Here is a 26,017-nt window from a genome sequence, read left to right as displayed (position 1 = left end):
CCACGCGAGGCCCGCCGTGATGAACGACCGCGTACCCCCGACGGCCCCCGTCCCGCTCGCCACCCTCCTCGGCCACCCTGCCCTTGGGCTGCGGCAGGTCGCGGGGGCGCGCGAGGCGGACACACCCGTGTACTTCGTCCACACCAGCGAGATGGAGGACCCCGTCCCGTATCTGCTGGGCGGCGAGCTGCTGCTCAGCGCGGGGGTGCACTGCCCGGAGGCGGCGGGCGCCGGCACCTACTGGGACCGCTATGTGGCCCGTACGGTCCAGGCGGGTGCGGCGGCGCTCGGCTTCGGCATCGCGCCGGTGCACGACACGGTGCCCCGCGCGCTGGTCGAGGCGTGCGACCGGCATGGGCTGCCGCTGGTCGAGGTGCCGCGGCAGACGACCTTCACGGCCGTCGCGAGCGCGGTCTGGGACGCGATGGCCGAGCGCCGCCACCATGAGCTGCGGAGCGTCACCGAGGCGCAGCAGTCGCTGGCGACGGCCGCGGCGCGCCCGCACCCCGTACCGGCCGTGCTGCGACAGCTGGGCCAGCACCTCGGGGCGTGGACGGTGCTCTACGGCCCGGACGGTGCGGAGCTGGCGGCCGCGGGGCCGCGGCCGTCGCGGGAGGTCCGTACGGCGCTCGGCGCGCTCGCGGCGCGGCTGCGCTCGGGCCCGTCCTCGGCGGCGGGCAGGGCGGCCGGCGCGGACGGTGAGGAGCTGCAGCTGACCGCGTACGGGCTGGGCGGCCCGGCCGGGCCGGAGGACCGGCTCGCACTCGGCGTCTGCGCTCCCCGGCGGGACGGCGCGGACGGGGCGATCGTGGGGGTGGCCGTGGTGCTGCTGTCGCTGCTGACCGCGCGGCGGGTGGTCGGGGCCGAGGCCGAGCGCACGGCGGCGCTGGTACGGCTGATGCTCGGCGCCGAACCGGCACGGGTGGCCGGACTGCTGAGCCGCTCGCCGGGGCAGGCGGGGACACCCCCCGATGTGAGATCCGGGCCCCCGGAGGGCGGCGGGCTGTGGACCGTGGTGCACGGGCGGCGGCGCGGCCGCGGCCGGGACGACGGGCTGCTGGCCACGGCGGCGCTCGCGGCCGGGCTCGGGACGCCGCTGGTCGACCTCGACGGGGACGCGCTGTGCGCCCTCGTGCCAGGTGAGGGGGAGGTACGGGCGCAGCCCGGCTGGACCCTGGGCGTCGGGGCGCCCGTACCGGCCGCGGATCTGCCGCGCGGCGGCGCCGACGCCGCCCGTGCGCTGCGGCGGGCCGTCGCCGAGCGGGTGCCGCTGGTGCGGCACGGCCCGTCCCGCGCGGGCGGGGTCGGCTCGCTGGTGGACCCGGCCGAGGCGGGGGCGCACGGCCGGGCCCTGCTCGCGCCGCTCGACGGCGCACCGGCGCTGCTGGAGACGGTGCGGGTGTGGCTGTCGCTGCACGGCAGCTGGGACCGTACGGCGGTGGCACTGGAGGTGCACCGCAATACGGTCCGTCAGCGGATCGCCCGCGCCGAGGCCCTGCTGGATGTGGACCTGGGCGACGCGGACGTCCGGATGGAGCTGTGGTTCGCCCTCAAGTGGGCCTGAGCCTTACGTGGGCCTGAGCCTCACGTGGGCCTGAGCCTCACGTGGGCCTGAGCCTCAAGTGGGCCCGAGCCTTACGTGGGCCTGAGCCTCACGTGGGCCTCAGCCTCAAGTGGAGCTGACCTCAAGTGAACCTGAACCAGGCCGCCTTGTGCCGCCAAAGCGAGGTTCACCCTCAAGTGAGACCGAACCACGCGGCCTTGGGCTGCCGAAGCGACCGGCCGTCAGAGCTTGGTCCACGCCTCCGTCAGCACTGCCCGCAGGATCTGCTCGATCTCGTCGAACAGCGCCTGGTCGGCGATCAGCGGCGGCGCCAGCTGGACGACCGGGTCGCCGCGGTCGTCGGCCCGGCAGTACAGCCCGTTCTCGTACAGCGCCTTGGAGAGGAAGCCGTAGAGGATCCGCTCGGTCTCCTCCTCGTCGAAGGACTCCTTGGTGGCCTTGTCCTTCACCAGCTCGATGCCGTAGAAGAAACCATTCCCCCGGACATCGCCGACGATCGGCAGATCGTGCAGCCGCTCCAGCGTGGACCGGAACGCGCCCTCGTTGTCCAGCACATGCTGGTTGAGGCCCTCGCGCTCGAAGATGTCGAGGTTGGCGACGCCGACCGCGGCCGAGACCGGGTGGCCGCCGAAGGTGTAGCCGTGGAGGAAGGTGTTGTCGCCCTGGTAGAAGGGCTCGGAGAGCCGGTCGGAGATGATGCACGCGCCGATCGGGGAGTAGCCCGAGGTCATGCCCTTGGCGCAGGTGATCATGTCCGGGACGTAGCCGAACTTGTCACAGGCGAAGATCGTGCCCAGCCGGCCGAAGGCGCAGATGACCTCGTCCGAGACCAGCAGCACGTCGTACTTGTCGCAGATCTCGCGGACCCGCTGGAAGTACCCGGGCGGCGGGGGGAAGCAGCCGCCCGCGTTCTGCACCGGCTCCAGGAAGACCGCGGCCACGGTGTCCGGGCCCTCGAAGAGGATCTGCTGCTCGATCTGGTCGGCGGCCCAGCGGCCGAACGCCACGGGGTCGTCGCCGAAGATCGGCGCGCGGTAGATGTTGGTGTTGGGGACCTTGTGGGCACCGGGGACCAGCGGTTCGAAGGGGGCCTTGAGCCCCGGCAGCCCGGTGATCGACAGGGCTCCCTGCGGGGTGCCGTGGTAGGCCACCGCCCGGGATATGACCTTGTGCTTGGTGGGCTTGCCGGTGAGCTTGAAGTACTGCTTGGCCAGCTTCCAGGCGGTCTCGACGGCCTCGCCGCCGCCCGTGGTGAAGAAGACCTTGTTCAGGTCGCCGGGCGCGTAGCCCGCGAGCCGCTCGGCGAGCTCGACGGCCTTGGGGTGGGCATAGCTCCACACCGGGAAGAAGGCGAGCTCCTGGGCCTGCTTGTAGGCCGTCTCCGCCAGCTCGACCCGGCCGTGGCCCGCGTTGACCACGAACAGGCCGGCCAGGCCGTCGATGTACCGCTTGCCCTTGTCGTCGTAGATGTACGTGCCCTCACCGCGGACGATCGTCGGCACGGGGGAGTTCTCGTACGACGACATGCGGGTGAAGTGCATCCACAGGTGGTCGTACGCCGTCTTGGAGAGGTCGGCGCTCATTGCTATCTCGTTCCCCAGGTATAGGTCTGCTTCCGGAGCTTGAGGTAGACGAAGCTCTCGGTGGAGCGCACACCGGGCAGCGTGCGGATCCGCTTGTTGATCATTTCGAGGAGGTGGTCGTCGTCCTCGCAGACGATCTCGATCAGGAGATCGAAGGAGCCCGCGGTGACGACCACGTACTCGACCTCGTCCATGGCGGTCAGCGCGTCCGCGACCGGGTCGAGATCGCCCTCGACATTGATGCCGACCATCGCCTGCCGCCGGAACCCCACGGTGAGAGGATCGGTGACGGCGACGATCTGCATCACGCCCTGGTCGAGCAGCTTTTGCACGCGCTGCCGCACGGCGGCCTCGGAGAGCCCCACGGCCTTTCCGATGGCGGCGTACGGCCGGCGGCCGTCTTCCTGGAGCTGCTCGATGATCGCCAGGGATACGGAGTCGAGGGTCGTGCCGTTCTTGTCAGGTGTGGCCACGACCCTCACTGTGCACGAGCCTCGCCCGTGTCGCAACCCTTCATCGATGAATTTCGTCGTTAAGGGGCCTCGAAAACACTGATTCCGTTGTTCTGGTGTGGCGGGTATGTTGAAAGCGCAGCCCCGGCGACTACTGTGGGTGTCTCACCCATCGGACAGCTGACAGGAGGGGTGGCACGTGACCACCGAACTGCGTCGTCTGCGCAACTACATCGACGGAGCGTTCCGGGACGCCGCGGACGGGCGGACCACGGAGGTGGTCAACCCGGCCACGGGCGAGCCCTACGCCACCGCGCCGTTGTCGGGCGCGGCGGACGTGGACGCGGCGATGGCCGCCGCCGAGGCCGCCTTCCCGGCCTGGCGCGACCTGGTGCCCGGCGAGCGGCAGAAGGCACTGCTCAAGATCGCCGACGCCTTCGAGGCGCGGGCGGAGGAGCTGATCGCCGTCGAGTCCGAGAACACCGGCAAGCCGATCGGCCTCACGCGGGACGAGGAAATCCCGCCGATGATCGACCAGATCCGCTTCTTCGCGGGCGCGGCCCGGATGCTGGAGGGCCGCTCGGCCGGTGAGTACATGGAGGGGCTCACCTCGATCATCCGGCGTGAGCCGGTCGGGGTCTGCGCCCAGGTCGCACCGTGGAACTACCCGATGATGATGGCCGTATGGAAGTTCGCCCCGGCCCTCGCCGCGGGCAATACGGTCGTCATCAAGCCCTCGGACACCACCCCCGCCTCCACCGTGCTGATCGCCGAGATCATCGGTGGAGTGCTGGCGGAACTGGGCCATCCGCAGGGCGTCTTCAACGTGATCTGCGGCGACCGCGAGACCGGCCGGCTGATGGTCGAGCACTCCGTGCCCGCCATGGCGTCCATCACCGGCTCGGTGCGAGCGGGCAAGCAGGTCGCCGAGAGCGCCTCGAAGGACGTCAAGCGGGTGCATCTGGAGCTCGGCGGCAAGGCCCCCGTGGTCGTCTTCGAGGACACCGACATCCCCAAGGCGGTCGAGGACATCTCGGTCGCGGGCTTCTTCAACGCGGGCCAGGACTGTACGGCCGCCACCCGGGTGCTGGTCCACGAGTCGATCCACGACGAGTTCGTGAGCGCGCTCGCCAAGGCCGCCGCCGAGACCAAGACCGGTGCGCCCGACGACGAGGACGCGCTGTACGGGCCGTTGAACAACGCCAACCAGCTGGCCCAGGTCTCCGGCTTCATCGACCGGCTCCCCGCACACGCCAAGGTCGAGGCGGGCGGCCACCGGGTCGGTGACAAGGGCTTCTTCTACGCGCCCACCGTGGTCTCCGGGCTCAAGCAGGACGACGAGATCATCCAGAACGAGGTCTTCGGCCCGGTCATCACCGTGCAGACCTTCTCGGAAGAGGCGCAGGCGATCTCGTACGCCAACGGCGTGGAGTACGCGCTCGCCTCGTCGGTCTGGACCAAGGACCACGCCCGCGCGATGCGGATGTCCAAGGCCCTGGACTTCGGCTGTGTCTGGATCAACACCCACATCCCGCTGGTCGCCGAGATGCCGCACGGCGGCTTCAAGAAGTCCGGCTACGGCAAGGACCTCTCCGCCTACGGCTTCGAGGACTACACCCGCATCAAGCACGTCATGACGTCGCTGGGCTGATCCCGGGCCGATCCCGGCAGATTCCCGCGCCGGGCTTGTCACTTGGTCATGGCAGGATCTCCTGTCATGACCAAGTGGGGGAAATCCGGACGTCTGTGGATCGCGGCGGCCGCCGCGATCCTGCCGGCCATCGCGGGCTGCGGCGAGAAGAAGGCGGGCGGCCCGGCCGCGTCCGAGCTGGGGTTCCGGCACTACGCAGGGGCGGTGCAGTACCCGGCGATCACCAAGGACAGCGGCGGTGAGCACGGACTGAAGGCGCTCGTGCCGTACGGCGACTGCGTCCTCGGCCTCGGCACGTACAGCAACGGCCATCGCGACGTGGGCGTCAACTGGACCGGCGACGCGGCCTGTACGAAGCTCTCGCTCGATCCGGCGCCGGAGACCGGGGCCACCCCCGGCGAGGTGCCCGGGGACATGGCTCCGGGAAACGGCGCCGAGGGCTGGGGCGGCGGCGGGCTCGCCGGGAGGGCGGTGCTCTCCGGTGAGGACGGCTCGGTGTACGCGGCCGGTACGTCCCTCTCGCGCCTCGACCGCTCGGGGCGCGTCCACCGGCTGGCCGACCTCAAGGTCCCGCCCGTGGAGCCGGATCCGAACGCCGAACCGGGTGCCCGGGACCCGGGCGGCGCGGCCGTCATGGTGCGTAGCGGCCAGCGGCTGGTCCTCGGCGGTTCGGTGACCGAGAAGCGGCGGCTCGTACCGACGGTATGGATCTCCACGGACCAGGGGAGGACCGTCCGGCGCCAACGGCTCCCGGAGCTGCCCGCCGCTCAGGGCGCCTCCCTCACCAGGACGGGCGTGCTGGCCATGGCCGCCGAGGGCCGCCGGATCGTGGCCATCGGCGGCAACGCCCAGGGCCAGGGCCGGCCACGGCTGCCGGTCTGGGCGTCCACGGACGGCGGACGCACCTGGCGAACCGCACTCACCCCCCGGCTGCACGGCTACGCCCCGGTGAGCGGCGTGCTGTGGCACGACGGCCGGTGGATCGCCTACGGCGCCCGGTCCTACGGTGGCCGCGAGGACTACGGCAAGCCCGACCGGCCCTCCGTGCTGACCAGCGCGGACGGCCTGCACTGGACGGTCGAGGACACCTCGTCGCTGGGGGAGGGGCGGATCCGGGGCGCGGGCGTCGACGGCTCGGGCGCGCTGGTGCTTCTCGGCCTCCGCAGCGGGGACCACACCTTCTGCGGCATGGTGTGGACCGGCTTCGGCGAGGACGCCGAGCGGGCCGAGCTCGGCTGCGGCGATTCGCTGCCCTCGGCCATCACCACCCGCTCCGACGGGAAGGTCGTCATCGCGGGCAGCAATGACCTGTGGGTGGGCGGCGCCTCCGCCCGCCGCGCGGTCAGCCGCTGAGCAGAAGGGCCGCCAGGGCGCCGACCCGGTTGGTGGTGATCCCGTCGACGCCCGCCCTCAGCAGCCGGGACATCGACCGGCGGGTGTCGGCGGTCCAGGCGGAGACCAGCAGCCCGTCGGCGTGATGGCGGGCGACCAGCTCCCGGGAGACCAGCCCGAAGCGGTAGTTGAGCCACCGGGGGCGCAGCGCGGCCAGCAGCGCCGGAGCCGGCGGGGCGAGCGTGGTCCAGGTCAGCGCTATCTCGGCGTGCGGCTCCGCGCGGCGCACGGCGTGCAGGGCCGCCAGGGCGCCGCAGTAGTACACCCGGTCGCCCGCTCCGCTCTCCCGCACCTGGGCGACGGCGGCGGGCGCGGCCGACGCGTCCGGCAGATCGATCAGCAGCCGGGTGGAGTCGGCGCACGCGAGGGCCTCGCGCAGGGTCGGGACGCCCCCGCCGGTCAGCTGCCGCACCTCCTCGGCGGTCAGCCCGGACAGCGGCCGGTCCTGGCCCCACAGCCGCTTCAGCGTGGCGTCGTGGAGCAGCACCGGCACGCCGTCCCGGGACAGCCGTACGTCGATCTCGACCGCGCCCGCCCCCGCGCCCACCGCGGAGCGGATGGAGGGCAGGGTGTTCTCACGGCACACATACGGGTCGCCGCGGTGGCCGACCGGGACGCATCGCGCCCCCGCCGCCCTCATCGGCCCGCGACCGCCGTGTAGGCGTCGATCTCCGCGGCGAGCCGCGCCTTGCCCTCGGCGTCCAGGAAGGACGCCTGGACGGCGTTCTTCGCCAGGGCCGCGACGCCCGCCGCGTCCAGGTCCAGCAGCCGGGCCGCGACCTGGTACTCGGTGTTGAGGTCGGTGCCGAACATGGGCGGGTCGTCGCTGTTGATCGTGACGATCACCCCGGCATCGACCATCTGCTTCAGGGGGTGCTCATCGAGCGTGGCGACGGCGCGCGTGGCGAGGTTGGAGGTCGGGCAGACCTCCAACGGAATGCGATGCTCCGCGAGATGGGCGAGCAGTTTCGGGTCCTGCACGGCGCTGGTGCCATGGCCGATGCGCTCGGCCCGCAGCTCGATGAGGGCGTCCCAGATCGTCTGCGGCCCGGTGGTCTCGCCCGCATGCGGCACGCTGCGCAGCCCGGCGGCGATGGCTCGGTCGAAGTACGGCTTGAACTGGGGGCGCGGCACCCCTATCTCCGGGCCGCCGAGGCCGAAGCCGACCAGCCCCTCGGGGCGCAGCTCACAGGCGATCCGGGCGGTCTCCTCGGCGGCCTCGAGACCGGCCTCGCCGGGAATGTCGAAGCACCAGCTCAGCACCGTGCCGAACTCCGACTCGGCCGCCTTACGGGCGTCCTCGATCGCCTCGACGAAGGCGGTGTCCGGGATGCCGCGCCGGGTCGAGCTGTAGGGGGTGACGGTCAGCTCGGCGTAGCGGATGTTCTGCCGGGCCATGTCGCGGGCGATCTCGTAGGTCAGCAGCCGGACGTCCTCGGCGTCGCGGATCAGGTCCACCACGGAGAGATAGATCTCGATGAAGTGCGCGAAGTCCCGGAAGACGAAGTACTCGGCGAGGGCCTCGGGGTCGGTGGGCACCTTGGAGTCGGGGTGCCGGGCGGCCAGCTCGGCCACGATGCGCGGGGACGCGGACCCCACGTGGTGCACATGGAGCTCCGCCTTGGGCAGCCCGGCGATGAAGGTGGTCAGATCGGTCAACGAAACCTCCGGGAGACGCCCGCCGGTGGCGGGTTCCGGTCATCGTATGGTGTGTCGCCGGCGGGCTCGCCACAGGCCGTAGCATGGGCGGACGTCTTTGTGGGGGAGCTTCATGGCCGACCAGCACGACCCGTCCGAGCCGCAGGATGAGCCACGGCGGCCCGGGCAGCCGAGGCAGCCCGAGCCGCGCGAGCGCGATCCCTGGGCTCCACCGGCGCAGCGGGTCGCGATGGACAAGGGCCCGATGGACAAGACGGCGGCCGAACAAGGGATACCGGCTCCCCGCCCCCCGGTGGCCGAGCAGCCGACCCTCACCTCCTATCCCGCGGTGCCGGGCCCGACGCCCCCGCCCCCTCCGCCGCCCCCGCCGGGCCCCGTGGCCGCGCCGGGCGCGGTACCCCCGCCGCCGCCCGCGCCGACCGGCCCGGGCACGCCCAGCGCCTACCCGGCCGCCGGGCCGTACGGTCCAGCGGGCTACGGGCCGACGGGATACGGTCAAACCGGATACGGCCAGCAGGCGCCCCCCAAGCAGTCCCCGTACGGCGGGGTGCCGGGCTATCCCGGCTACGGCTACCCGGGCACCGCTCACCCCGGCACGGGATACTCCGGCTCCGGATATCCGGCCGCCGCCTACCCCGGCGCCGCCTACCCCGGAGGAACGTACGGCCAGGGCTGGCCGGGCGGGACGTATGTGCCGAACAACGGCCATGGCACGGCCGCCCTGGTGCTCGGCATCATCGGCCTGGTCCTCTCCCCGAGCATCGTGCTCGGCATCGTCCTCGGCGTGCTCGCGATCGTCTTCGGGGCACTCGGCCGCACCAGGGCGGCAAGTGGTGAGGCGACCAACGGCGGTTCGGCGCTCGCCGGGGTGATCCTCGGGGTGGTCGCCGTGGTGGCGAGCGTCGTCATGATCTTTGTCTACATCGCCACCGCGGACGACGGCTCGGACAACGGTGACGATCCGGGCTATGCCGATGTCTCGAGCGCGGCGGTGCTCCCGCTCGCCGATATCGGCCGCTGACGCGCCTCCGACAACGCGACCGGCCTCCCGGGACTCTCCCACCCCGCTCAGAAAGGCGCCGCCGACAGCGGCGCCGACCTGGACAATCGAGCTGTCCCGGGATGAGGCATGCCCATAACATTGCCGGACGTTTACCAGGAGGGGAGACCACCGATGTCCAGCTCCATGCCCGGCCCGCCGCAGGATCCGTACGACCCCCAGGCCAATCCCTACGCCACGCCCGCGCCACCGGCCCAGCCACCGCAGTACCCCGGCGCCGGCTACCCCGCCGCGCCGCCCCTCTACCCGGGGGCGGCCGGGACGCCGATGCAGCTGAACAACGGCATGGGCACGGCCGCGCTGGTCTGCGGCATCGTCGGCCTGGTCTGCGGGATCACCTACTTCCTGTGGGTCTTCGCGGTCATCCTCGGCATCCTGGCGATCACCTTCGGCGCCATAGGCAAGGGGAAGGTCGGCCGGGGCCAGGCGAACAACGGAGGCTCGGCCACCGCCGGTCTGGTCTGCGGAATCATCGGCATGGTGCTCCCGGTGATCTACGTCTTGGCGGTGGACGCCGCCATCGACTCCATCTTCTAGAACGGCGGTCCGGACCGGCATCCGAGCCGGGCATCCGGACCGGCGTCCGGCCCGGCTGTCCAAACCGTCGGTCCAGACCGGGATCCGGCGCGGAAACGGTGACGCCGGAGCCGCTCTGATCACTGAATCCGTCGCGAAATCAAAAAGCAACAACGGAATCCCTTGTTGAAGCGAAGGCTCTCTGTCAGGATCGGCCTTCAATTCCGGTTGGAGCTACGCCGCGCCTCGTTGGGGCGGACCGGCGGAGGAGAGCGCGATGGATCAGCGGTTCGACGTGACGGAGCGGTTCGCCGACGGTGCCCAGTACATCGCGGGCCGCCTGCGCCAGGGGGGCTCCGAGGGCACGCATCAGGTCGTCGACCCGGCCACCGGCGAGCAGGTGTTCAGCTACCGGCTCGCCGGTGCGGCCGATGTCGACACCGCTGTGGCCGCGGCCGAGGCCGCCTTCCCCGAATGGGCGGGCGCGACCCCCGGTGAGCGGTCCGACGCGATGCACCGCTTCGCCGCGGTGCTCACCGAGCGGGCGGACGACCTCGCCTACGCCGAGTCGCTGCAGTGCGGCAAGCCCATCAAGCTGAGCACCGAGTTCGATGTGCCCGGCTCCATCGACAACGTCTCCTTCTTCGCGGGCGCCGCCCGCCAGTTGGAGGGCAAGGCCGCCGCCGAATACAGCGGTGACCACACCTCGTACATCCGCCGCGAGCCCATTGGGGTCATCGGCTCCATCGCCCCCTGGAACTACCCCCTCCAGATGGCGGCCTGGAAGGTCCTCCCGGCCATCGCCGCGGGCAACACCATCGTGCTCAAGCCCGCCGAACTGACGCCCCTGACCTCGCTGATGTTCGCGCAGGCGGCCACGGAGGCGGGCCTTCCGGACGGCGTCGTCAACGTGGTGAGCGGCACCGGTCCGGAGGCGGGCGAGTGGCTGGTCTCCCACCCCGCGGTGGCGATGACCTCCTTCACCGGATCGACGGCGGTCGGCAAGCGGGTCGCCGAACTCGCCACCTCCACCGTCAAGCGGATCCATCTCGAACTCGGCGGCAAGGCGCCCTTCGTCGTCTTCGACGACGCGGACCTGGAGGCCGCCGCGCACGGCGCCGTCGCGGGCGCGTTGATCAACAGCGGACAGGACTGCACCGCCGCCACCCGCGCGTATGTCCAGCGCCCGCTGTACGACGCGTTCGTCGCCGCCGTCGCCGATCTCATGGCGTCCGTACGGCTCGGCGACCCCTTCGACCCGAACACCGACCTCGGCCCGCTGGTCTCCCACGCCCAGCGCGATCGCGTGGCGGGCTTCGTGGACCGGGCCCGCGGCTACGCCACCGTCGTCACCGGCGGCGAGATCCCGGGCGGCGACCTCGCCAAGGGCGCCTACTACCGGCCCACGCTCATCACCGGCGCGCCCCAGGACAGCGAGATCGTCCAGTCCGAGATCTTCGGCCCGGTCCTGGCGGTCCTCCCCTTCGACAGCGACGACGAGGGGATCGCACTCGCCAACGACACCCCTTACGGTCTCGCCGCCTCCGCCTGGAGCCGCGATGTCTACCGGACGGGCCGCGCCTCCCGCGAGCTCCGGGCGGGGTGCGTGTGGATCAACGACCACATCCCGATCATCAGCGAGATGCCGCACGGCGGGGTGCGGGCGTCCGGCTTCGGCAAGGACATGTCGGCGTACTCCTTCGAGGAGTACACGCAGGTCAAGCATGTGATGTTCGACAACACCGCGGTGGTCCGCAAGGACTGGCACCGCACGGTCTTCGGGGATCGACAGACCTGACCGACAGACCTGAATGTGCGGCCACCTGCGCGTGGCCTCGGCCGGCCGCCACCGGCCGACACCCTCGAAAGGCACAGCTTATGGAAGCACGGCACGAGCCCGAGAGCCTGTCCCCACCACAGATCGCCGCGATGCGGCGCTCCATGACCAGCGGCCGTATGGCCCTCACCCGCCGCTCCCTGCTGCGTGCGGGAGGCGCCGGGGCGATCGCCGTCGGCGGGCTCGGGGCGCTCGGCGGCTGCGGTATCCCGCCCGCGGGGCGCACCGAGGTGGACAACGCCTCAGATGACCACTCGGCCGAGGAGAAGCGGCTCGCCTTCTCCAACTGGACCGAGTACATGGACGTCGGTAAGGGCGGCCGCCATCCGACCCTGGACGCGTTCCAGCGCCGTACCGGCATCAAGGTCAAGTACACCGAGGACATCAACGACAACGTCGAGTTCTTCGGCAAGATCAAGCCACAGCTCGCGGCGGGCCAGGACACCGGCCGCGACCTCATCTGCGTCACCGACTGGCTGGCCGCCCGGATGATCCGGCTCGGCTGGATACAGCCGCTGGACCCCGCCCAACTGCCCCATGCCTACACCAACCTGGGGAAACCTTTTCGCACCCCGGACTGGGACCCGGGCCGCGCCCACTCCTACCCGTGGACCGGTATCCCCGCCGTCATCGCGTACAACAAGAAGGCCACCGGCGGCCGTAAGGTCACCTCGGTCTCCCAGCTGCTGGAGGACCCGAGGCTCAAGGGCCGGGTCGGGCTGCTGACCGAGATGCGCGACACCGTCGGGCTGACCCTCCTGGACATGGGCAAGAACCCCGAGACGGTCACCGCCGACGACTACGACGCCGCGATCGCCCGCCTCCAGAAGGCGTCCGACCGGGGCCAGGTCCGCCGCTTCACCGGCAACGACTACACCGGCGACCTCACCAAGGGCGACATCGCCGCCTGTATGGCCTGGGCCGGGGACCTGATCCAGCTCCAGTCGGACAACCCCGAGATCGAGTTCGCCATCCCCGACGCCGGCTATATGACGGCCACGGACAACCTCCTGGTGCCCAACAAGGCACGCCACAAGAGGAACGCCGAACGGCTCATCGACTACTTCTACGAGCCCAAGGTCGCCGCGAAGATCGCCGCGTACATCAACTACGTCTGCCCGGTCGACGGGGTGCGCGAGGAACTCGCGAAGATCGACAAGGCGCTGGCGGACAATCCGCTGATCCTCCCGGACGAGGAGATGGCCGCCAAGTCCCACTCCTTCCGCTCGCTCTCCAGCAAGGAAGAGGCGGCATTCGAGGACAAGTTCGCCAAGCTCACCGGCGCCTGACAAGCGAGGAAGCGCACCGCCATGACCCAGCCCACCTCCGGCGGCGACGTCCGGCTCGACCGGATCAGCAAGACCTACGGGTCCTTCACCGCCGTCCACCCGCTCGATCTGCACATACCCGCCGGCTCCTTCTTCGCCCTGCTCGGCGCCTCCGGCTGCGGCAAGACCACCACCCTGCGCATGATCGCGGGCCTGGAGGAGCCCACCAGCGGCATCGTCCGGCTCGCCGATGAGGACATCACCGCCCTCCCGCCCCATAAGCGGCCCGTCAACACGGTCTTCCAGAGCTATGCCCTCTTCCCGCACCTCGACGTCTTCGAGAACGTCGCCTTCGGACTGCGCCGGCGCGGCGTCAAGTCGGTGAAGAAGCAGGTCGAGGAGATGCTGGAGCTGGTCCAGCTCGGCGACTTCGCCCGCCGTAAACCGCAGCAGCTCTCCGGCGGCCAGCAGCAGCGCGTCGCCGTCGCCCGCGCCCTGATCAACCACCCCCGGGTGCTGCTGCTCGACGAGCCGCTGGGCGCGCTGGACCTCAAGCTGCGCCGTCAGATGCAACTGGAGCTCAAGCGCATCCAGACCGAGGTCGGCATCACCTTCATCCACGTCACCCACGACCAGGAGGAGGCCATGACCATGGCCGACACGGTCGCGGTGATGAACGGCGGCCGGGTCGAACAGCGCGGCGCCCCCGCCGACCTCTACGAGAACCCCGGCACCACCTTCGTCGCCAACTTCCTCGGCACCTCCAATCTCATCGCGGCCGAGATCACCGACAAGAGCGGCGGCGACCTCGTCCTCGCCGCCGCCGGCGGCAAGCTCTCGCTGCCCGCCGACCGATGTAGCGCTCCCGTCCGCACGGGAGGGAAACTGCTGGTAGGGGTGCGTCCCGAGAAGATCGCCCTGGCCCACGCCGAGGACGCCGGGACCATCCCGGAGGGCCGCAACCGGATCACCGGGCGGATCGCCGACTCCAGCTTCATCGGCGTCTCCACCCAGTACCTCATCACCACCCCGGGCTGCCCCGAGATCACCGTCTACGAGCAGAACATCGAGCGTGACGCCCGGCTCGTCCCCGGCGCCGAAGTCGTCCTGCACTGGAACCCCGCCCATACCTTCGGCCTCGACGCGACCCAGGACATCGACGCCGGCACGGAGCTGGACGAGGAGGCCCCATGAGCGCGACGGCGACTCCCGACGCCCCGCCGGATGCCGCCGGGCCGGTGCCTGACCCCGTACAGAAGCCGCCCCTCTTCAGGCCCGCCGTCCGCAAGCGGCTGGTGCCCTACTGGCTGCTGCTCCCCGGCATCCTGTGGCTGCTGATCTTCTTCGCCGCACCGCTGGTCTACCAGGCGTCGACCTCCGTCCAGACCGGCTCCCTCGAAGAGGGCTTCAAGGTCACCTGGCACTTCCAGACCTACTGGGACGCGCTGAGCGAGTACTACCCGCAGTTCCTGCGCTCGGTGCTCTACGCCGCCACCGCCACCGTGATGTGCCTGGTGCTGGGCTATCCGCTCGCGTATCTCATCGCCTTCCGGGCGGGCCGCTGGCGCAATCTGGTGATGGTCATGGTCATCGCGCCGTTCTTCACCAGCTTCCTGATCCGCACCCTGGCCTGGAAGACGATCCTGTCCGACAGCGGCCCGGTGGTGGGCGCGCTCAACTCGCTGCACCTCCTGGACGTCACCAGCTATCTGGGGATCACCGAGGGACAGCGGGTGCTGGCCACCCCGCTCGCGGTGGTCTGCGGGCTGACGTACAACTTCCTGCCCTTCATGATCCTCCCGCTCTACACCTCGCTGGAGCGCATCGACCCCCGGCTCCACGAGGCCGCGGGCGACCTCTACGCCCGGCCCGTCACCACCTTCCGGAAGGTGACCTTCCCGCTGTCCATGCCGGGGGTCGTCGCGGGCACGCTGCTCACCTTCATCCCCGCCACGGGCGACTACATCAACGCCGAACTGCTCGGCTCCGCCGACCAGAAGATGGTCGGCAACGTCATCCAGTCGCAGTTCCTGCGGGTGCTGGACTATCCGACGGCGGCGGCGCTGTCCTTCATCCTCATGGCGGCCATCCTGACGATGGTCACCGTCTACATCCGCAAGTCCGGGACGGAGGACCTGGTGTGACGGCCCTGACGCGCTGGATACGGCGGAACCTGGTGGTCATCGCGGGGCTCGGCACCCTCGCGTATCTGATCCTGCCCAACGTCGTCGTCCTGGTCTTCTCCTTCAACAAGCCCAACGGACGCTTCAACTACGAATGGCAGCGGTTCTCCACCGAGGCCTGGACCGATCCGTGCGGCGTCGCCGACCTGTGCGGCTCGCTCTCGCTCAGCCTGAAGATCGCGGTATGGGCGACGATCGGCGCGACCCTCCTCGGCACGATGATCGCCTTCGCGCTGGCCCGCTACCGCTTCCGGGCCCGCTCCGCGGTCAACAGCCTGATCTTCCTGCCGATGGCCATGCCCGAGGTCGTCATGGCCGCCTCGCTGGCCACCCTCTTCCTCAACATGGGTGTCGACTTCGGCTTCTGGACGATCCTCATCGCCCACATCATGTTCTGCCTGAGCTTCGTCGTGACGGCCGTCAAGGCGCGGGTGATGTCCATGGACCCCCGGCTGGAACAGGCCGCCCAGGACCTCTACGCCTCCCCGGCGCAGACCTTTGTGCGCGTCACCCTGCCGATCGCCGCACCCGGCATCGCCGCCGGCGCGCTGCTGTCCTTCGCGCTCTCCTTCGACGACTTCATCATCACCAACTTCAACGCCGGCTCGACCGTGACCTTCCCCATGTTCGTCTGGGGATCCGCACAGCGCGGCACGCCCGTGCAGATCAATGTGATCGGAACGGCGATGTTCGCCGTCGCGGTGCTGTGCGTTCTCGCCGGCCAACTGGCCGGCGCCCGCCGCAAGAGGAGCTGAAAACCATGGCCACGGACGCCATGACCCGCTCGCCGGGGGGCGACGGCGCCCCCGGCCCGTCCGCCCTCAAAGCCCTGGCCGACGCCGCGTACCGGCCGTACTGGCTGGATGACCCCGGCAGGCCCCGCCCCCGCCCCGCCCTCGTCGGGGAGGAGCGCTGCGATCTGCTCGTCGTCGGCGGCGGCTACAGCGGACTGTGGACCGCCCTGATCGCCAAGGAACGCGACCCCGACCGCGAGGTGGTCCTGGTCGAGGGCCAGGAGATCGGCTGGGCCGCCTCCGGGCGCAACGGCGGCTTCTGCGCCGCCTCCCTCACCCACGGCCTCGGCAACGGCGCGGCCCGCTGGCCCGATGAGCTGGCCGAACTCGAAAGGCTCGGCCACCGCAACCTCGACGCCATCGAATCAGCCGTCGAACGCTACGGCATCGACTGCGACTTCGAACGCACCGGCGAGATCGATGTGGCCACCGCGCCCCACCAGGTGGCGGAGTTGCGCGAAACCGTAGAACAGGCCGGCGCCCTCGGCCTCGAGCCACCCGAGTTCCTCGACCGCGACGCGGTACGCGCCGAGGTCGACTCGCCCACCTTCCTGGCCGGGCTGTGGGACCGCCGGGGCGTGGCCATGGTGCACCCCGCCAAGCTCGCCTGGGGCCTGGCACGGGCCTGCGCCGACCTGGGCGTACGGATCTACGAGCACACCCCGGCCGAACGGCTGGCGAGCACCGGGGCGGCGATGGCCGTCCGCACCCCCTACGGCCGGGTCCGCGCCCGCCAGGTGGCGCTCGCCACCAACGCCTTCCCCGCCCTGGTGCGCCGCGTCCGCCCGTACATCGCCCCGGTCTACGACCATGCGCTGATGACCGAACCGCTCACCGAGGAGCAGCTCGACGCGATCGGCTGGCAGCGCAGGCAGGGACTCAGCGACACCGCCAATCACTTCCACTACTTCCGGCTCACCGCCGACCGGCGCATCCTGTGGGGCGGCTACGACATCGTCTACCGGTACGGCGGACGGGTGCGCGCCGAATACGATCACCATCCGGCCACCTACCGCACCCTCGCCCAGCACTTCTTCCAGTGCTTCCCGCAGCTGGAGGGCGTGCGCTTCAGCCACGCCTGGGGCGGCGCCATCGACACCTGCTCGCGCTTCTCCGCGTTCTTCGGCAGCGCGCACGGGGGGAGGGTGGCGTACGCGCTCGGCTATACGGGCCTGGGCGTCGGGGCGACCCGCTTCGGCGCCGAGGTGATGCTCGATCTGCTCGCCGGTGAGCACACCGAGCGCACCCGCCTGGAGATGGTCCGCAGCAAGCCCCTGCCCTTCCCGCCGGAGCCGGTGCGCTGGGCGGGCATCGGCATCACCCAGTGGTCCATGACCCGGGCCGACGAGAACGGCGGGCGCCGCAATCTGTGGCTCAAGGCCATGGACAAGGTGGGGCTGGGATTCGACAGCTGAGGGTCGGGCGGGTGAGGGCCTGACGGCCGGATGACCGTGCTCGGCTGCGGTCACTACGGGCCGTTCGGCACCGCCCGGGGCGACCGCGGCCCGCTTTCACTTGGCCACCGGGGCTCAACCGGCTCAACCCGTCATCTGGCTCGTACGGCTCAGCCGGAGCAGCGTCCACAGCAGCAGACCGGACAGACACCAGCTCGCGACGGTGTCCAGCGGCCAGTGGTAGCCGCGCCGGACCAGCCCGGCGGCCACGGCCAGGTTCAGTACGGCGACGGCCACCAGGAGGGGCCGCCGTAGCCGCGGGCGCAGAAGAGGGTGGCGGAGCAGTGCCGCCGCGCCATAGGCGACGGCGGCCGTCGCGGCATGGCCGGAAGGGAAGAATCCGGTCTCGCCCGCCAGCGGACCGGGCGGGCCGGGGCGGTCGATCAGCGCCTTGAACGGAACCACCAGCGCCGGAACCGCCGCCATCGCCACCGCGGCGGCCAGTGGCCGCAACCACCAGCGAGGCTCTCCCGCGCGCCGGGCGCACCACGCCGCCCAGGCGATAGCGACGGCGAGGACGGGAACCGCCACCGCCGTATTGCCGAGGTCGGCGAGGAACTCGGCGACGGGGGAGGGGAGCGCCGAGCCGGAGATCGCGCGGCCGAGCCGTTCGTCGTAGGTCCGCAGGGGGCCATGGGCGGCGATCTGCCAGGTGCACAGCGCGAGCAGTGCGATCAGCGCGAGGGGTGTGAGGAGCGCGAGGGGCGCGAGGGGCGCGAAGAACGGCGCCCGGGGCGCGGAAGGGGAGGGAACAGTCGGCAGCCCCGGAACAGGGGGGGTAGTTCCGGGGCCGCCGTGGCGACCGGTGTGCCGCGCGCCCCGGGGGGTTTGGGGCGGGCGGCCGTCCGATCGGTGAGGAGATCCGGAGCCGGAGGCTCCAGTGGTGTGCGCGAGGGCACAGCCGGGTCGGGGCTGGGGAAGCACCGGCTCGGCATCGCCCGCAGTCCCCTGCGAGCGGGGTGTTTCTCTCATCTGCAATGACCGTACGGCAGCGAAGCCCTGCCCGACAGGCCGATCACCCACCTGTCATCGGCCCCGCACATCTTCTTCACGCCACCCATCGATCACCCACAGTCACAGCTCGGCGAAGGCGCTCTCGAGGACGTCGAGACCCTCGTTCAGAAGGTCCTCGCCGATCACCAGCGGCGGCAGGAAGCGCAGCACATTGCCGTAGGTTCCGCAGGTCAGCACCAGCAGCCCGGCCGAGTGGCACGCCTTGGCGACGGCGGCCGTGGCCTCGGGGTTGGGGTCCTTGGTGCCGGACTTCACCAGTTCGATGGCGATCATGGCGCCGCGGCCGCGGAGGTCGCCGATGATGTCGTACTTCTCCTGCATCGCGGCGAGGCGGCCCTTCATGACCTCCTCGATGCGCTGGGCCTTGGCGTTGAGGTCCAGCTCGCGCATCGTCTCGATCGCGCCGAGCGCCGCCGCGCACGCCACCGGGTTTCCGCCGTAGGTGCCGCCGAGACCGCCGGAGTGCGCCGCGTCCATGATCTCCGCGCGGCCGGTGACGGCGGCGAGCGGCAGACCGCCCGCGATGCCCTTGGCGGTGGTGATCAGGTCCGGGACGATGCCCTCGTCCTCACAGGCGAACCACTGGCCGGTGCGGCAGAAGCCGGACTGGATCTCGTCCGCGACGAAGACGATGCCGTTGGCCTGGGCGAACTCCGCGATCCGGGGCAGGAAGCCCTTGGCGGGCTCGATGAAGCCGCCCTCGCCGAGGACCGGCTCGATGATGATCGCGGCGACGTTCTCCGCCCCGATCTGCTTGCTGATCATGTCGATGGCCTGGGCCGCGGCCTCCTCGGCGCAGTTCTCCGGGCCGGTCAGCCAGCGGTAGGGGTAGGCGAGCGGAACGCGGTAGACCTCGGGCGCGAACGGGCCGAAGCCGTGCTTGTACGGCATGTTCTTGGCGGTGAGCGCCATGGTGAGGTTGGTCCGGCCGTGGTAGCCGTGGTCGAAGACGACGACCGCCTGGCGCTTGGTGTACGAACGGGCGATCTTCACCGCGTTCTCCACCGCCTCGGCGCCCGAGTTGAACAGCGCCGACTTCTTGGCGTGGTCCCCGGGCGTGAGCCGGGCCAGCTCCTCGCAGACCTCCACATAGCCCTCGTACGGCGTGACCATGAAACAGGTGTGCGTGAAGTCCGCCAGCTGCGCGGACGCCCGGCGCACGACGGCCTCCGCGGAGGAGCCGACGGAGGTCACGGCGATACCGGAACCGAAGTCGATCAGCGAGTTGCCGTCCACGTCCTCGATCACACCGCCGCCCGCGCGCACGGTGAAGACCGGCAGCACACTCCCCACCCCGCCGGCGACCGCCGCGTTCTTACGGGCGAGCAGCTCCTGCGACTTCGGGCCGGGAATGGCGGTGACGACGCGACGCTCCTGGGGGAGGGACGGGCCTCCGGACAGTTCGGTCATGAGGGGCTCCAGGGGAAAGAACAGCGGTTTTAGTCGCAGGCTAGGGGCGCGGCGGCGGATGAGGCATGTTCCGTTCGGGAGCAGTGCGCGTGTTGCCTTGTCCGCGACGGCCATAGCCCGACGACCGCCTTACGGATCCGGTGACCGCTTTAGGGGCCCCGCGAGTGAGACGGCACCGCCCGGGTCGCTGAACTCCCCGCGCGGGAACACTAGATTGAGCGATGGCGCGAAAGCCGAGGAACAGCCGGTCAGGGGGCAAGGGGCAGCACATGGACACCGAGGGCACGTTCGACCCACGCAGCACACGCCACAACCCGCTCCCACCCCCGCCCCCGCAATCCCCGCCCTCCTTCCCCACGGCCCCGCCGCCGGTGCCGCCGACCGCGCCCCCGGCGGCCCCGGGTGCGGCCCCGGTACCCGCCCAGGCTCCCGGCGCGCCCCCGGCCCCCGGGCCCGCGGCCCGCCCGTCCTTCGTCGCCTGGCTGCGCGCTCCGCGGTGCGAGGCGGCACCGGGGGTGTGGACGTACGAGCACAAGCCCAAGGCGCCGGAGGACCCGGATCGCATCCCGGGGCGGCGGCTGCTCAGTGGGGCCCTGATCTCGGCCTTGTGCGGCTGGCTGGTCTGGTCACTGATCTATTACGAGTACTTCGGCAGCTTCTACCTCTGGCCGCTGTACCTGCTGACCCCGGAGTCCTGGGTCGAGGGTGCCGACAAGATGGCCTTCGTCTGGGCTTGGCGTATCTACCAGGTCATCTTCGCAGGGGTACTCGCCGCCATCTTCGGCCGCGTCGGCCACTGGTCCGAAGTCTGGCGCCGCTATGTCGCACCCCTCTTCCGGCGGGCTTGGGATGAGCCCGCCCCTGAGGCGGCCGTCGCGGGGCGGCCGGAGGGGGATCCGCTGGAGTGGCCGCACTTGCGGGCCGCCGGGGCGCACAGTGCGGCTGATCGGTTGGCGGCGGACGCACGGGCGGGGGCGATGAATGACGTCGACCATGCCCGGATCGAGCGGGCCTGGCAGTCCGTGCGGGCCGGGAGGAATTCCCTCGCCTCGTTCACCGACACCGTGCTGCGCCACGGCGCCGCCTCGTACGGCCACCCGTCCGGGGCGCGGGACCTGCCCGCCAGGACGGCGCGGCATGATCTCCTCGCGCGTCAGGTCCGGCTCGGCACCGCCTCCGACGACCCCCGCAACCCGTACCAGCACCGCGGCGTCGGGCTCGCCCTCGAGCCCGATGTGCTCGCCACCTCGCTGCTGGCCGTCGGGCCGCCCGGTTCGGGGAAGACGGGGCGGATGGTGCGACCCGTCGTGGAGTCGCTGTGTCTGCAGGCGCTCGCCGGGCAGGTCGCCGTCGTGGCGGTCGGGGCGGCGGGGGCCGGGCTCGGGGCGGATGAGGCGTTCGACGTCGTCGTGAAGATCGGCCGGCCCGACTCCGGCTACGACTTCGACCTCTACGGCGGCACCACCGACCCCGACGAGGCCGCGGGCATCCTCGCCGAGGCCCTGATCGGTGACATGGCCGCCTCGCTGCCCGGCGGCGACAGCCGGCGCGCCGCCACCGCACTGGCCCAGCTGCTCGGCCCCTACCGCGCCGCCCACGGCCGCTTCCCGTCCGTCCCGGATCTGCGGGAGCTGCTGGACGGCTCCAAGACGGCCGTCAACGCGCTGCGCGAGGCGCTGGAGGAGTCCGGGGAGCGGGCGCAGGCCCGTGAGCTGGAGGCGCGGGTCCGGCAGTCGGGTGCGCCCGGGGACGTGGGCACGCTGCTCGCGGACCGGATCGCGCTGCTGGACCGGCCCGCGTTCGCCGATTTCTTCGACACCACCGGCGACCGCCGCCCGTTCTCCCTCCGCGCCCTCGAACACCCCCTCCGGGTCCGTATCGATCTGCCCGAGCGCGGCCATGCGGAGGCGTCGCGGATGCTCGCGCGGCTGGTCCTTGCACAGTTCACCGAGTGCGCCGTGGGCCGCGCCGACCGTTCGCTGTTCGCCTGTCTGGTCCTCGACGACGCCTCGCACACCATCACCCCGGAGGCCCTGCGCGGTATCCAGCGGCTCCGCTCCGCCCACGCGGGCGCCGTGCTCACCCTCCGCACCCTCGACGACGTCCCCGAGGCGCTGCGCAGCGCCCTGCTCGGCGCGGTCGGCTGCCGGATGGCCTGCGCCGGGGTGACGACCTGGGACGGGGCGCGGTTCGCGGAGGTGTGGGGGACGGAGTGGGTCGAGACGCGGGACGTCACCGACCGGCAGATCATCGCCGAGGAACCGCTCACCAAGGTGCTGCACTTCATCCGTAAGGTCGTCACCGGTAAGGCGGTGACGACGCAGTCGGTGACCGTACGGACGGTGGAGCGCGAGCGCTGGTCCGCGTCCGAGCTGGCCCACGCGGTTCCCGCCGGGCATGCGGTGCTGTCGGTGACCTCCGTAAGGGGCGAGGGCGGGCCGCCGGTGCTGGTGGATCTTCGCGGGTGACCGGACGCCGTCCCGGGTGTTCTGCTGCGGTCGCGAACCGTTCCTGGGCCAATCCACGAACGGCCCATCGCCCGTTCACGTGACGGGGCGACCGCAGCGTCACGGCCAGACCGGTGGCCAAATCAGGTCGTCAATTCCACGTATTCCTCCATTGAGGCAGAATCGGCAGTAGCCGTTCATACGGGGCGGTGAAGTCGTCGCATTCGCATCGAAGGTGCCATGCCTCCCACGCTCGCCTCACTCGTCCGCCACCCCGGTCTCAAGCTGTCCGTAATCGCGGGTGAGGACCGGCTGGAGACGCCGGTGCGCTGGGCACATGTCAGCGAGCTCGCCGACCCCGTGCCCTATATGGAGGGCGGCGAGCTGCTCCTGATCACCGCGATGCAGATCGAGGCCGAGGACCCGGAGGAGATGAGCCGCTATGTGCGGCGGCTGGTGGGCGCGGGCGTGGTCGGGCTCGGCTTCGCGCTCGGCGTCAAGTACGCCGAGGTGCCGGCCGCGCTCGCCGCGGCGGCCAAGGAGGAGGGGCTGCCGCTGATCGGCGTGCCCCGCCCCACCCCCTTCATCGCGATCAGCAAGGCCGTCTCCGCGGCGATAGCCGCCGACCAGTACCGGGCCGTGACCGCCGGATTCGAGGCGCAGCGCGAGCTGACCCGCGCCGCCATCGGCGCCGAGGGCCCCACCGCCCTGCTCGCCCGGCTCGCCGCTCATGTCGACGGCTGGGCCGCGCTCTACGACGTCTCCGGCTCCGTGGTCGCGGCCGCCCCCGACTGGGCGGCCCGCCGCGCCGCCCGGCTCACCGCCGACGTCGAGCGGCTGCGCTCCCGCCCCGGCCCCGCGAGCATCGTGGTCGGCGGGGGCGGCGAGGCCGGGGCCACGGGCGCGGAACCGGCCGAGGACACGGCAGTGGCCGACCGGGTGGAGCTCCAGTCCCTGGGCACCGGGCGCCGTACCACCCGCGGCGTGCTCGCCGTCGGCACAGGCGCGCCGCTGGGCACCGCCGAGCGCTATGCCGTGCACTCCGCGGTCGCGCTGCTGACCCTGACCACCGAGCGTTCCCGCGCCCTGCGGGAGGCCGAGCAGCGGCTCGGCGCCGCCGTGCTGCGGATGCTGCTCGCGGGCGAGCCCGACCATGCGCGGGCGGTGGCCGGGCGGCTGTACGGCGGGCTGCTCGACGCGCCGTTCCGGATGCTGGTCGCCGAGGTGCCGTCCGGCGGCGCGGCCCAGCAGCCCCACGCGGCGACGTCCGGCGCGGACGAGGCCCCTGCGGAGCCCTTCACGGAAGCCGCCGCCACCACGACCACGGGTACGGCCGCGGGCGAAGCCGAGGCGGCCGACCCCCTCGCCACGCTCACCGACACCATGGAGGCGGCCGCGGCCCGTATCGGTGAGTCGGTGCTGGTCGTGCCCGACGGTGAGCGGCTCATCGTGCTGGCCCCCGACGGCGGCGCGGCGGTCGCGGCATGCGCCGAGCACGCCCGGGCCGTCGAGAGTCGCCGCGGCACCAAGGCCCGCCCCCGCGACCGTACGGCCGCAGCCGCGCCCCACGGCGACGAGCTGGTCATCGGGCTGTCCGCCCCCGCGGGCCCCATCGCCGCCGCGGCCGCCTACCGCCAGGCCGAGCAGGCGCTGTCGGTGGCGCGCCGCCGTGGCCGGATGCTGGTCGAGCATGAGCAGGTCGCCGCGGGTTCGGTGCTGCCCCTGCTCGCCGACGACGCCGTAAGGGCGTTCGCCGACGGCATGCTGCGCGCCCTGCACGAGCACGACGCCACGGGCCGGGGCGATCTGGTCGCCTCGCTGCGCGCCTGGCTCTCCCGGCACGGCCAGTGGGACGCGGCCGCCGCCGACCTCGGCGTCCACCGGCACACCCTGCGCTACCGGATGCGCCGCGTCGAGGAGATCCTGGGCCGCTCCCTGGACGACCCGGACGTCCGCATGGAGCTGTGGCTCGCCCTCAAGGCCACGGCCGCCGGCACCTCGGCCTGAGGCGCTCACCTACGCCACGAGCCGACCGCGTTCGCTTCGGTCCCCTCGTTCCGGTCTTCCTCCTCCCGATCTCTCCCGAATCGGGCACGCCATAGCGGAGCGCCGACCGCCCCGACTGCTACGCCCCGGACAAACGCCCAGCGGGCCGGACGCGCCTACGGTTGGGAGGAGAGACACCACTTCAGAAGGGTCGGGATCCGCTGTGCCAGACACAAACGAAGCTGTCACCCATGCGTTCTGGCTCGCCGGCCGCAAGGCGACGGGCGAGAGCACGCTCGAGGTCACCTCGCCTTGGGACGGCCGCCGCGTCGGCGTGGTGAGCGTTCCCACCGATGCGCAGATCGAGGAGGCCGTCGCCGCGGCCGACGCGGTGCGCGAGGAGTTCGCCGCGACCCCCGCGCATGTCCGGGCCGCCGCACTGGACCATGTCTCGCGCCGCCTCGCCGAGCGCAGTGAGGAGATCGCCCGGCTGATCTCGGACGAGAACGGCAAGCCGATCAAGTGGGCGCGCGGCGAGGTGGGCCGCGCCGTGTCCGTCTTCCGGTTCGCGGCCGAGGAGGCCCGCCGGTTCAACAGCGGGGAGGCCCAGCGGCTGGACACCGACGCCGGTGGCACCGGGCGGCTCGCGCTGACCCGCCGCTTCCCGCGCGGCACCGTGCTCGGCATCTCGCCGTTCAACTTCCCGCTGAACCTCAGCGCCCACAAGGTCGCCCCGGCCATCGCGGTCGGCACGCCGATCATCCTCAAGCCGGCGCCCGCGACCCCGCTGTCCGCGCTGATCCTCGGCGAGCTGCTGGCCGAGACCGAGCTCCCGGTGGGCTCCTGGAGCGTCCTTACGGTGCCCAACGACCGGATGCCCGCGCTGGTCCAGGACGAGCGGCTGCCGGTCATCTCCTTCACCGGTTCGGAGAAGGTCGGCTACACGATCAAGGAGTCGGTGCCGCTCAAGCACTGCACTCTGGAGCTCGGCGGCAACGGCGCCGCGGTCGTCCTGTCGGACTACGCCTCCGACGCCGACCTCGACTGGGCGGCCACCCGCATCGGCACCTTCTCCAACTACCAGGGCGGGCAGTCCTGCATCTCCGTGCAGCGGGTGATCGCGGACGCGTCCGTCTACGAGGAGCTCGTGCCGAAGATCGTCGCGGCCGTCGAGGGGCAGGTCACCGGCGACCCGACCGATGACGCCACCGATGTCGGCCCGCTGATCAGCGAGGACGCCGCCAAGCGCGTCGAGTCCTGGGTCGACGAGGCCGTACGGGCCGGTGCGAAGCTGCTGACCGGCGGCAAGCGCGAGGGCTCGAACTACGCCCCGACCGTGCTCGCGGACGTCCCCGCGGACGTCACCCTCTCCTGCGAGGAGATCTTCGGGCCGGTACTCACCCTGCACAAGGTGACGGACGAGGACGAGGCGTTCGCGGCCGTCAACGACTCCAAGTACGGCCTCCAGGCGGGCGTCTTCACCCGCGAGGTGCGCACCGCCTTCCGCGCCCACCGAGCCCTGGAGGTCGGCGGCGTGATCATCGGCGATGTGCCCTCGTACCGCGCCGACCAGATGCCGTACGGCGGCGCCAAGAAGTCCGGCGTCGGCCGCGAGGGCGTGCGGTACGCGATGGAGGACTACACCTACGAGCGGGTCATGGTCCTCACCGGCCTCGACCTCTGATCCACCCCGCCCGGCCCCGCCCCACCGCGGGGCCGGCGCCGGGGGAAGGCTCGCCTCGGCCGC

General features: G+C 71.7%; 20 protein-coding genes. 14 read left to right on the top strand and 6 right to left on the bottom strand.

Annotated features, from left to right (window positions below):
• Positions 1–19: 19 nt before the first annotated feature.
• Positions 20–1,564, top strand: coding sequence for a PucR family transcriptional regulator (locus ACFYOY_RS00155; protein WP_351880881.1), 1,545 nt, complete (start codon positions 20–22; stop codon positions 1,562–1,564).
• A 221-nt stretch (positions 1,565–1,785) separates the two neighbouring features.
• Here ACFYOY_RS00155 and ACFYOY_RS00150 read toward each other — a convergent pair whose 3' ends face one another.
• Together ACFYOY_RS00150 and ACFYOY_RS00145 are read right to left on the bottom strand one after the other, a co-directional pair.
• Complete coding sequence (locus ACFYOY_RS00150; RefSeq protein ID WP_351880884.1) at positions 1,786–3,147, bottom strand: aspartate aminotransferase family protein; 1,362 nt, start codon at positions 3,145–3,147, stop codon at positions 1,786–1,788.
• A 2-nt stretch (positions 3,148–3,149) separates the two neighbouring features.
• On the bottom strand, positions 3,150–3,620 hold the full coding sequence (locus ACFYOY_RS00145) for an Lrp/AsnC family transcriptional regulator (protein ID WP_043235601.1): 471 nt from the start codon (positions 3,618–3,620) through the stop codon (positions 3,150–3,152).
• Positions 3,621–3,798: 178 nt separating this feature from the next.
• Here ACFYOY_RS00145 and ACFYOY_RS00140 point away from each other — a divergent pair, with 178 nt between their 5' ends.
• Entirely contained in the window at positions 3,799–5,250 is a 1,452-nt protein-coding gene (locus tag ACFYOY_RS00140) for a gamma-aminobutyraldehyde dehydrogenase (RefSeq protein WP_351880887.1), read from the top strand.
• Positions 5,251–5,316: 66 nt separating this feature from the next.
• Complete coding sequence (locus ACFYOY_RS00135; RefSeq protein WP_351880890.1) at positions 5,317–6,603, top strand: hypothetical protein; 1,287 nt, start codon at positions 5,317–5,319, stop codon at positions 6,601–6,603.
• Here ACFYOY_RS00135 and ACFYOY_RS00130 read toward each other — a convergent pair.
• The gene (locus ACFYOY_RS00130) at positions 6,593–7,282 is read right to left on the bottom strand and encodes a glycerophosphodiester phosphodiesterase (RefSeq protein ID WP_351880893.1); all 690 of its coding nucleotides are present in this window, start codon (positions 7,280–7,282) and stop codon (positions 6,593–6,595) included. The two genes, ACFYOY_RS00135 and ACFYOY_RS00130, sit on opposite strands and share 11 nt — an antisense overlap.
• Entirely contained in the window at positions 7,279–8,301 is a 1,023-nt protein-coding gene (locus ACFYOY_RS00125) for an adenosine deaminase (RefSeq protein ID WP_351880896.1), read from the bottom strand. Before ACFYOY_RS00125 ends, ACFYOY_RS00130 begins: the two co-directional genes overlap by 4 nt.
• A gap of 112 nt (positions 8,302–8,413) precedes the next feature.
• Here ACFYOY_RS00125 and ACFYOY_RS00120 point away from each other — a divergent pair, with 112 nt between their 5' ends.
• The 8 genes from ACFYOY_RS00120 to ACFYOY_RS00085 all read left to right on the top strand — a co-directional run bounded on the left by ACFYOY_RS00120 (position 8,414) and on the right by ACFYOY_RS00085 (position 17,374).
• On the top strand, positions 8,414–9,322 hold the full coding sequence (locus ACFYOY_RS00120) for a DUF4190 domain-containing protein (protein WP_351880899.1): 909 nt from the start codon (positions 8,414–8,416) through the stop codon (positions 9,320–9,322).
• A 153-nt stretch (positions 9,323–9,475) separates the two neighbouring features.
• Entirely contained in the window at positions 9,476–9,898 is a 423-nt protein-coding gene (locus ACFYOY_RS00115) for a DUF4190 domain-containing protein (RefSeq protein ID WP_388583801.1), read from the top strand.
• Positions 9,899–10,154: 256 nt separating this feature from the next.
• Positions 10,155–11,675, top strand: coding sequence for a gamma-aminobutyraldehyde dehydrogenase (locus ACFYOY_RS00110; RefSeq protein ID WP_351880903.1), 1,521 nt, complete (start codon positions 10,155–10,157; stop codon positions 11,673–11,675).
• A gap of 80 nt (positions 11,676–11,755) precedes the next feature.
• Positions 11,756–13,003, top strand: coding sequence for a spermidine/putrescine ABC transporter substrate-binding protein (locus ACFYOY_RS00105; RefSeq protein ID WP_388583798.1), 1,248 nt, complete (start codon positions 11,756–11,758; stop codon positions 13,001–13,003).
• Between the two features lie 21 nt (positions 13,004–13,024).
• A complete protein-coding gene (locus ACFYOY_RS00100) occupies positions 13,025–14,176 on the top strand; it encodes an ABC transporter ATP-binding protein (RefSeq protein WP_351880908.1) in 1,152 nt (383 codons plus the stop codon).
• A complete protein-coding gene (locus ACFYOY_RS00095) occupies positions 14,173–15,126 on the top strand; it encodes an ABC transporter permease (protein WP_351880911.1) in 954 nt (317 codons plus the stop codon). The genes ACFYOY_RS00100 and ACFYOY_RS00095 overlap by 4 nt, the downstream gene beginning before the upstream one ends.
• Positions 15,123–15,920, top strand: coding sequence for an ABC transporter permease (locus ACFYOY_RS00090; RefSeq protein ID WP_351880914.1), 798 nt, complete (start codon positions 15,123–15,125; stop codon positions 15,918–15,920). Before ACFYOY_RS00095 ends, ACFYOY_RS00090 begins: the two co-directional genes overlap by 4 nt.
• 5 nt (positions 15,921–15,925) lie before the next feature.
• On the top strand, positions 15,926–17,374 hold the full coding sequence (locus ACFYOY_RS00085; protein ID WP_388583794.1) for an NAD(P)/FAD-dependent oxidoreductase: 1,449 nt from the start codon (positions 15,926–15,928) through the stop codon (positions 17,372–17,374).
• 123 nt (positions 17,375–17,497) lie between these two features.
• Here the strand turns inward: ACFYOY_RS00085 and ACFYOY_RS00080 are convergent, their stop codons facing one another.
• Positions 17,498–18,385 carry a phosphatase PAP2 family protein gene (locus ACFYOY_RS00080; RefSeq protein WP_351880917.1) on the bottom strand — a complete coding sequence of 296 codons (888 nt, stop codon included), beginning with the start codon at positions 18,383–18,385 and terminating at the stop codon, positions 17,498–17,500.
• Between the two features lie 102 nt (positions 18,386–18,487).
• Positions 18,488–19,837, bottom strand: a complete 1,350-nt coding sequence (gene gabT / locus ACFYOY_RS00075) for a 4-aminobutyrate--2-oxoglutarate transaminase (RefSeq protein WP_351880920.1) — start codon at positions 19,835–19,837, stop codon at positions 18,488–18,490.
• A 269-nt stretch (positions 19,838–20,106) separates the two neighbouring features.
• Between gabT and ACFYOY_RS00070 the strand changes: the two genes are divergently transcribed.
• From ACFYOY_RS00070 to ACFYOY_RS00060, 3 genes are all read left to right on the top strand, one after another.
• Positions 20,107–22,305: an ATP-binding protein gene (locus tag ACFYOY_RS00070; RefSeq protein WP_388583792.1), complete on the top strand. Its 2,199-nt coding sequence runs from the start codon at positions 20,107–20,109 to the stop codon at positions 22,303–22,305.
• Between the two features lie 219 nt (positions 22,306–22,524).
• The gene (locus ACFYOY_RS00065; RefSeq protein WP_351880926.1) at positions 22,525–24,291 is read left to right on the top strand and encodes a PucR family transcriptional regulator; all 1,767 of its coding nucleotides are present in this window, start codon (positions 22,525–22,527) and stop codon (positions 24,289–24,291) included.
• 202 nt (positions 24,292–24,493) lie between these two features.
• The gene (locus tag ACFYOY_RS00060; protein WP_351880929.1) at positions 24,494–25,954 is read left to right on the top strand and encodes an aldehyde dehydrogenase family protein; all 1,461 of its coding nucleotides are present in this window, start codon (positions 24,494–24,496) and stop codon (positions 25,952–25,954) included.
• Positions 25,955–26,017: the final 63 nt, after the last annotated feature.

The organism is Streptomyces sp. NPDC007875 (assembly GCF_042868035.1).
GTDB classification, from domain to species: domain Bacteria; phylum Actinomycetota; class Actinomycetes; order Streptomycetales; family Streptomycetaceae; genus Streptomyces; species Streptomyces antimycoticus.
This window is presented reverse-complemented; position numbering and strand designations above follow the sequence as displayed.

What these genes read in the sequence shown, in the direction of transcription:
- ACFYOY_RS00085 (WP_388583794.1), top strand. Translation starts at nt 15,926, where the DNA reads ATGGCCACGGACGCCATGACCCGCTCGCCGGGGGGCGACGGCGCCCCC.
- ACFYOY_RS00095 (WP_351880911.1), top strand. Translation starts at nt 14,173, where the DNA reads ATGAGCGCGACGGCGACTCCCGACGCCCCGCCGGATGCCGCCGGGCCG.
- ACFYOY_RS00105 (WP_388583798.1), top strand. Translation starts at nt 11,756, where the DNA reads ATGGAAGCACGGCACGAGCCCGAGAGCCTGTCCCCACCACAGATCGCC.
- ACFYOY_RS00155 (WP_351880881.1), top strand. Translation starts at nt 20, where the DNA reads ATGAACGACCGCGTACCCCCGACGGCCCCCGTCCCGCTCGCCACCCTC.
- ACFYOY_RS00070 (WP_388583792.1), top strand. Translation starts at nt 20,107, where the DNA reads ATGGACACCGAGGGCACGTTCGACCCACGCAGCACACGCCACAACCCG.
- ACFYOY_RS00080 (WP_351880917.1), bottom strand. Translation starts at nt 18,385, where the DNA reads ATGAGAGAAACACCCCGCTCGCAGGGGACTGCGGGCGATGCCGAGCCG.
- ACFYOY_RS00135 (WP_351880890.1), top strand. Translation starts at nt 5,317, where the DNA reads ATGACCAAGTGGGGGAAATCCGGACGTCTGTGGATCGCGGCGGCCGCC.
- ACFYOY_RS00150 (WP_351880884.1), bottom strand. Translation starts at nt 3,147, where the DNA reads ATGAGCGCCGACCTCTCCAAGACGGCGTACGACCACCTGTGGATGCAC.
- ACFYOY_RS00120 (WP_351880899.1), top strand. Translation starts at nt 8,414, where the DNA reads ATGGCCGACCAGCACGACCCGTCCGAGCCGCAGGATGAGCCACGGCGG.
- gabT (WP_351880920.1), bottom strand. Translation starts at nt 19,837, where the DNA reads ATGACCGAACTGTCCGGAGGCCCGTCCCTCCCCCAGGAGCGTCGCGTC.
- ACFYOY_RS00110 (WP_351880903.1), top strand. Translation starts at nt 10,155, where the DNA reads ATGGATCAGCGGTTCGACGTGACGGAGCGGTTCGCCGACGGTGCCCAG.
- ACFYOY_RS00130 (WP_351880893.1), bottom strand. Translation starts at nt 7,282, where the DNA reads ATGAGGGCGGCGGGGGCGCGATGCGTCCCGGTCGGCCACCGCGGCGAC.
- ACFYOY_RS00100 (WP_351880908.1), top strand. Translation starts at nt 13,025, where the DNA reads ATGACCCAGCCCACCTCCGGCGGCGACGTCCGGCTCGACCGGATCAGC.
- ACFYOY_RS00115 (WP_388583801.1), top strand. Translation starts at nt 9,476, where the DNA reads ATGTCCAGCTCCATGCCCGGCCCGCCGCAGGATCCGTACGACCCCCAG.
- ACFYOY_RS00065 (WP_351880926.1), top strand. Translation starts at nt 22,525, where the DNA reads ATGCCTCCCACGCTCGCCTCACTCGTCCGCCACCCCGGTCTCAAGCTG.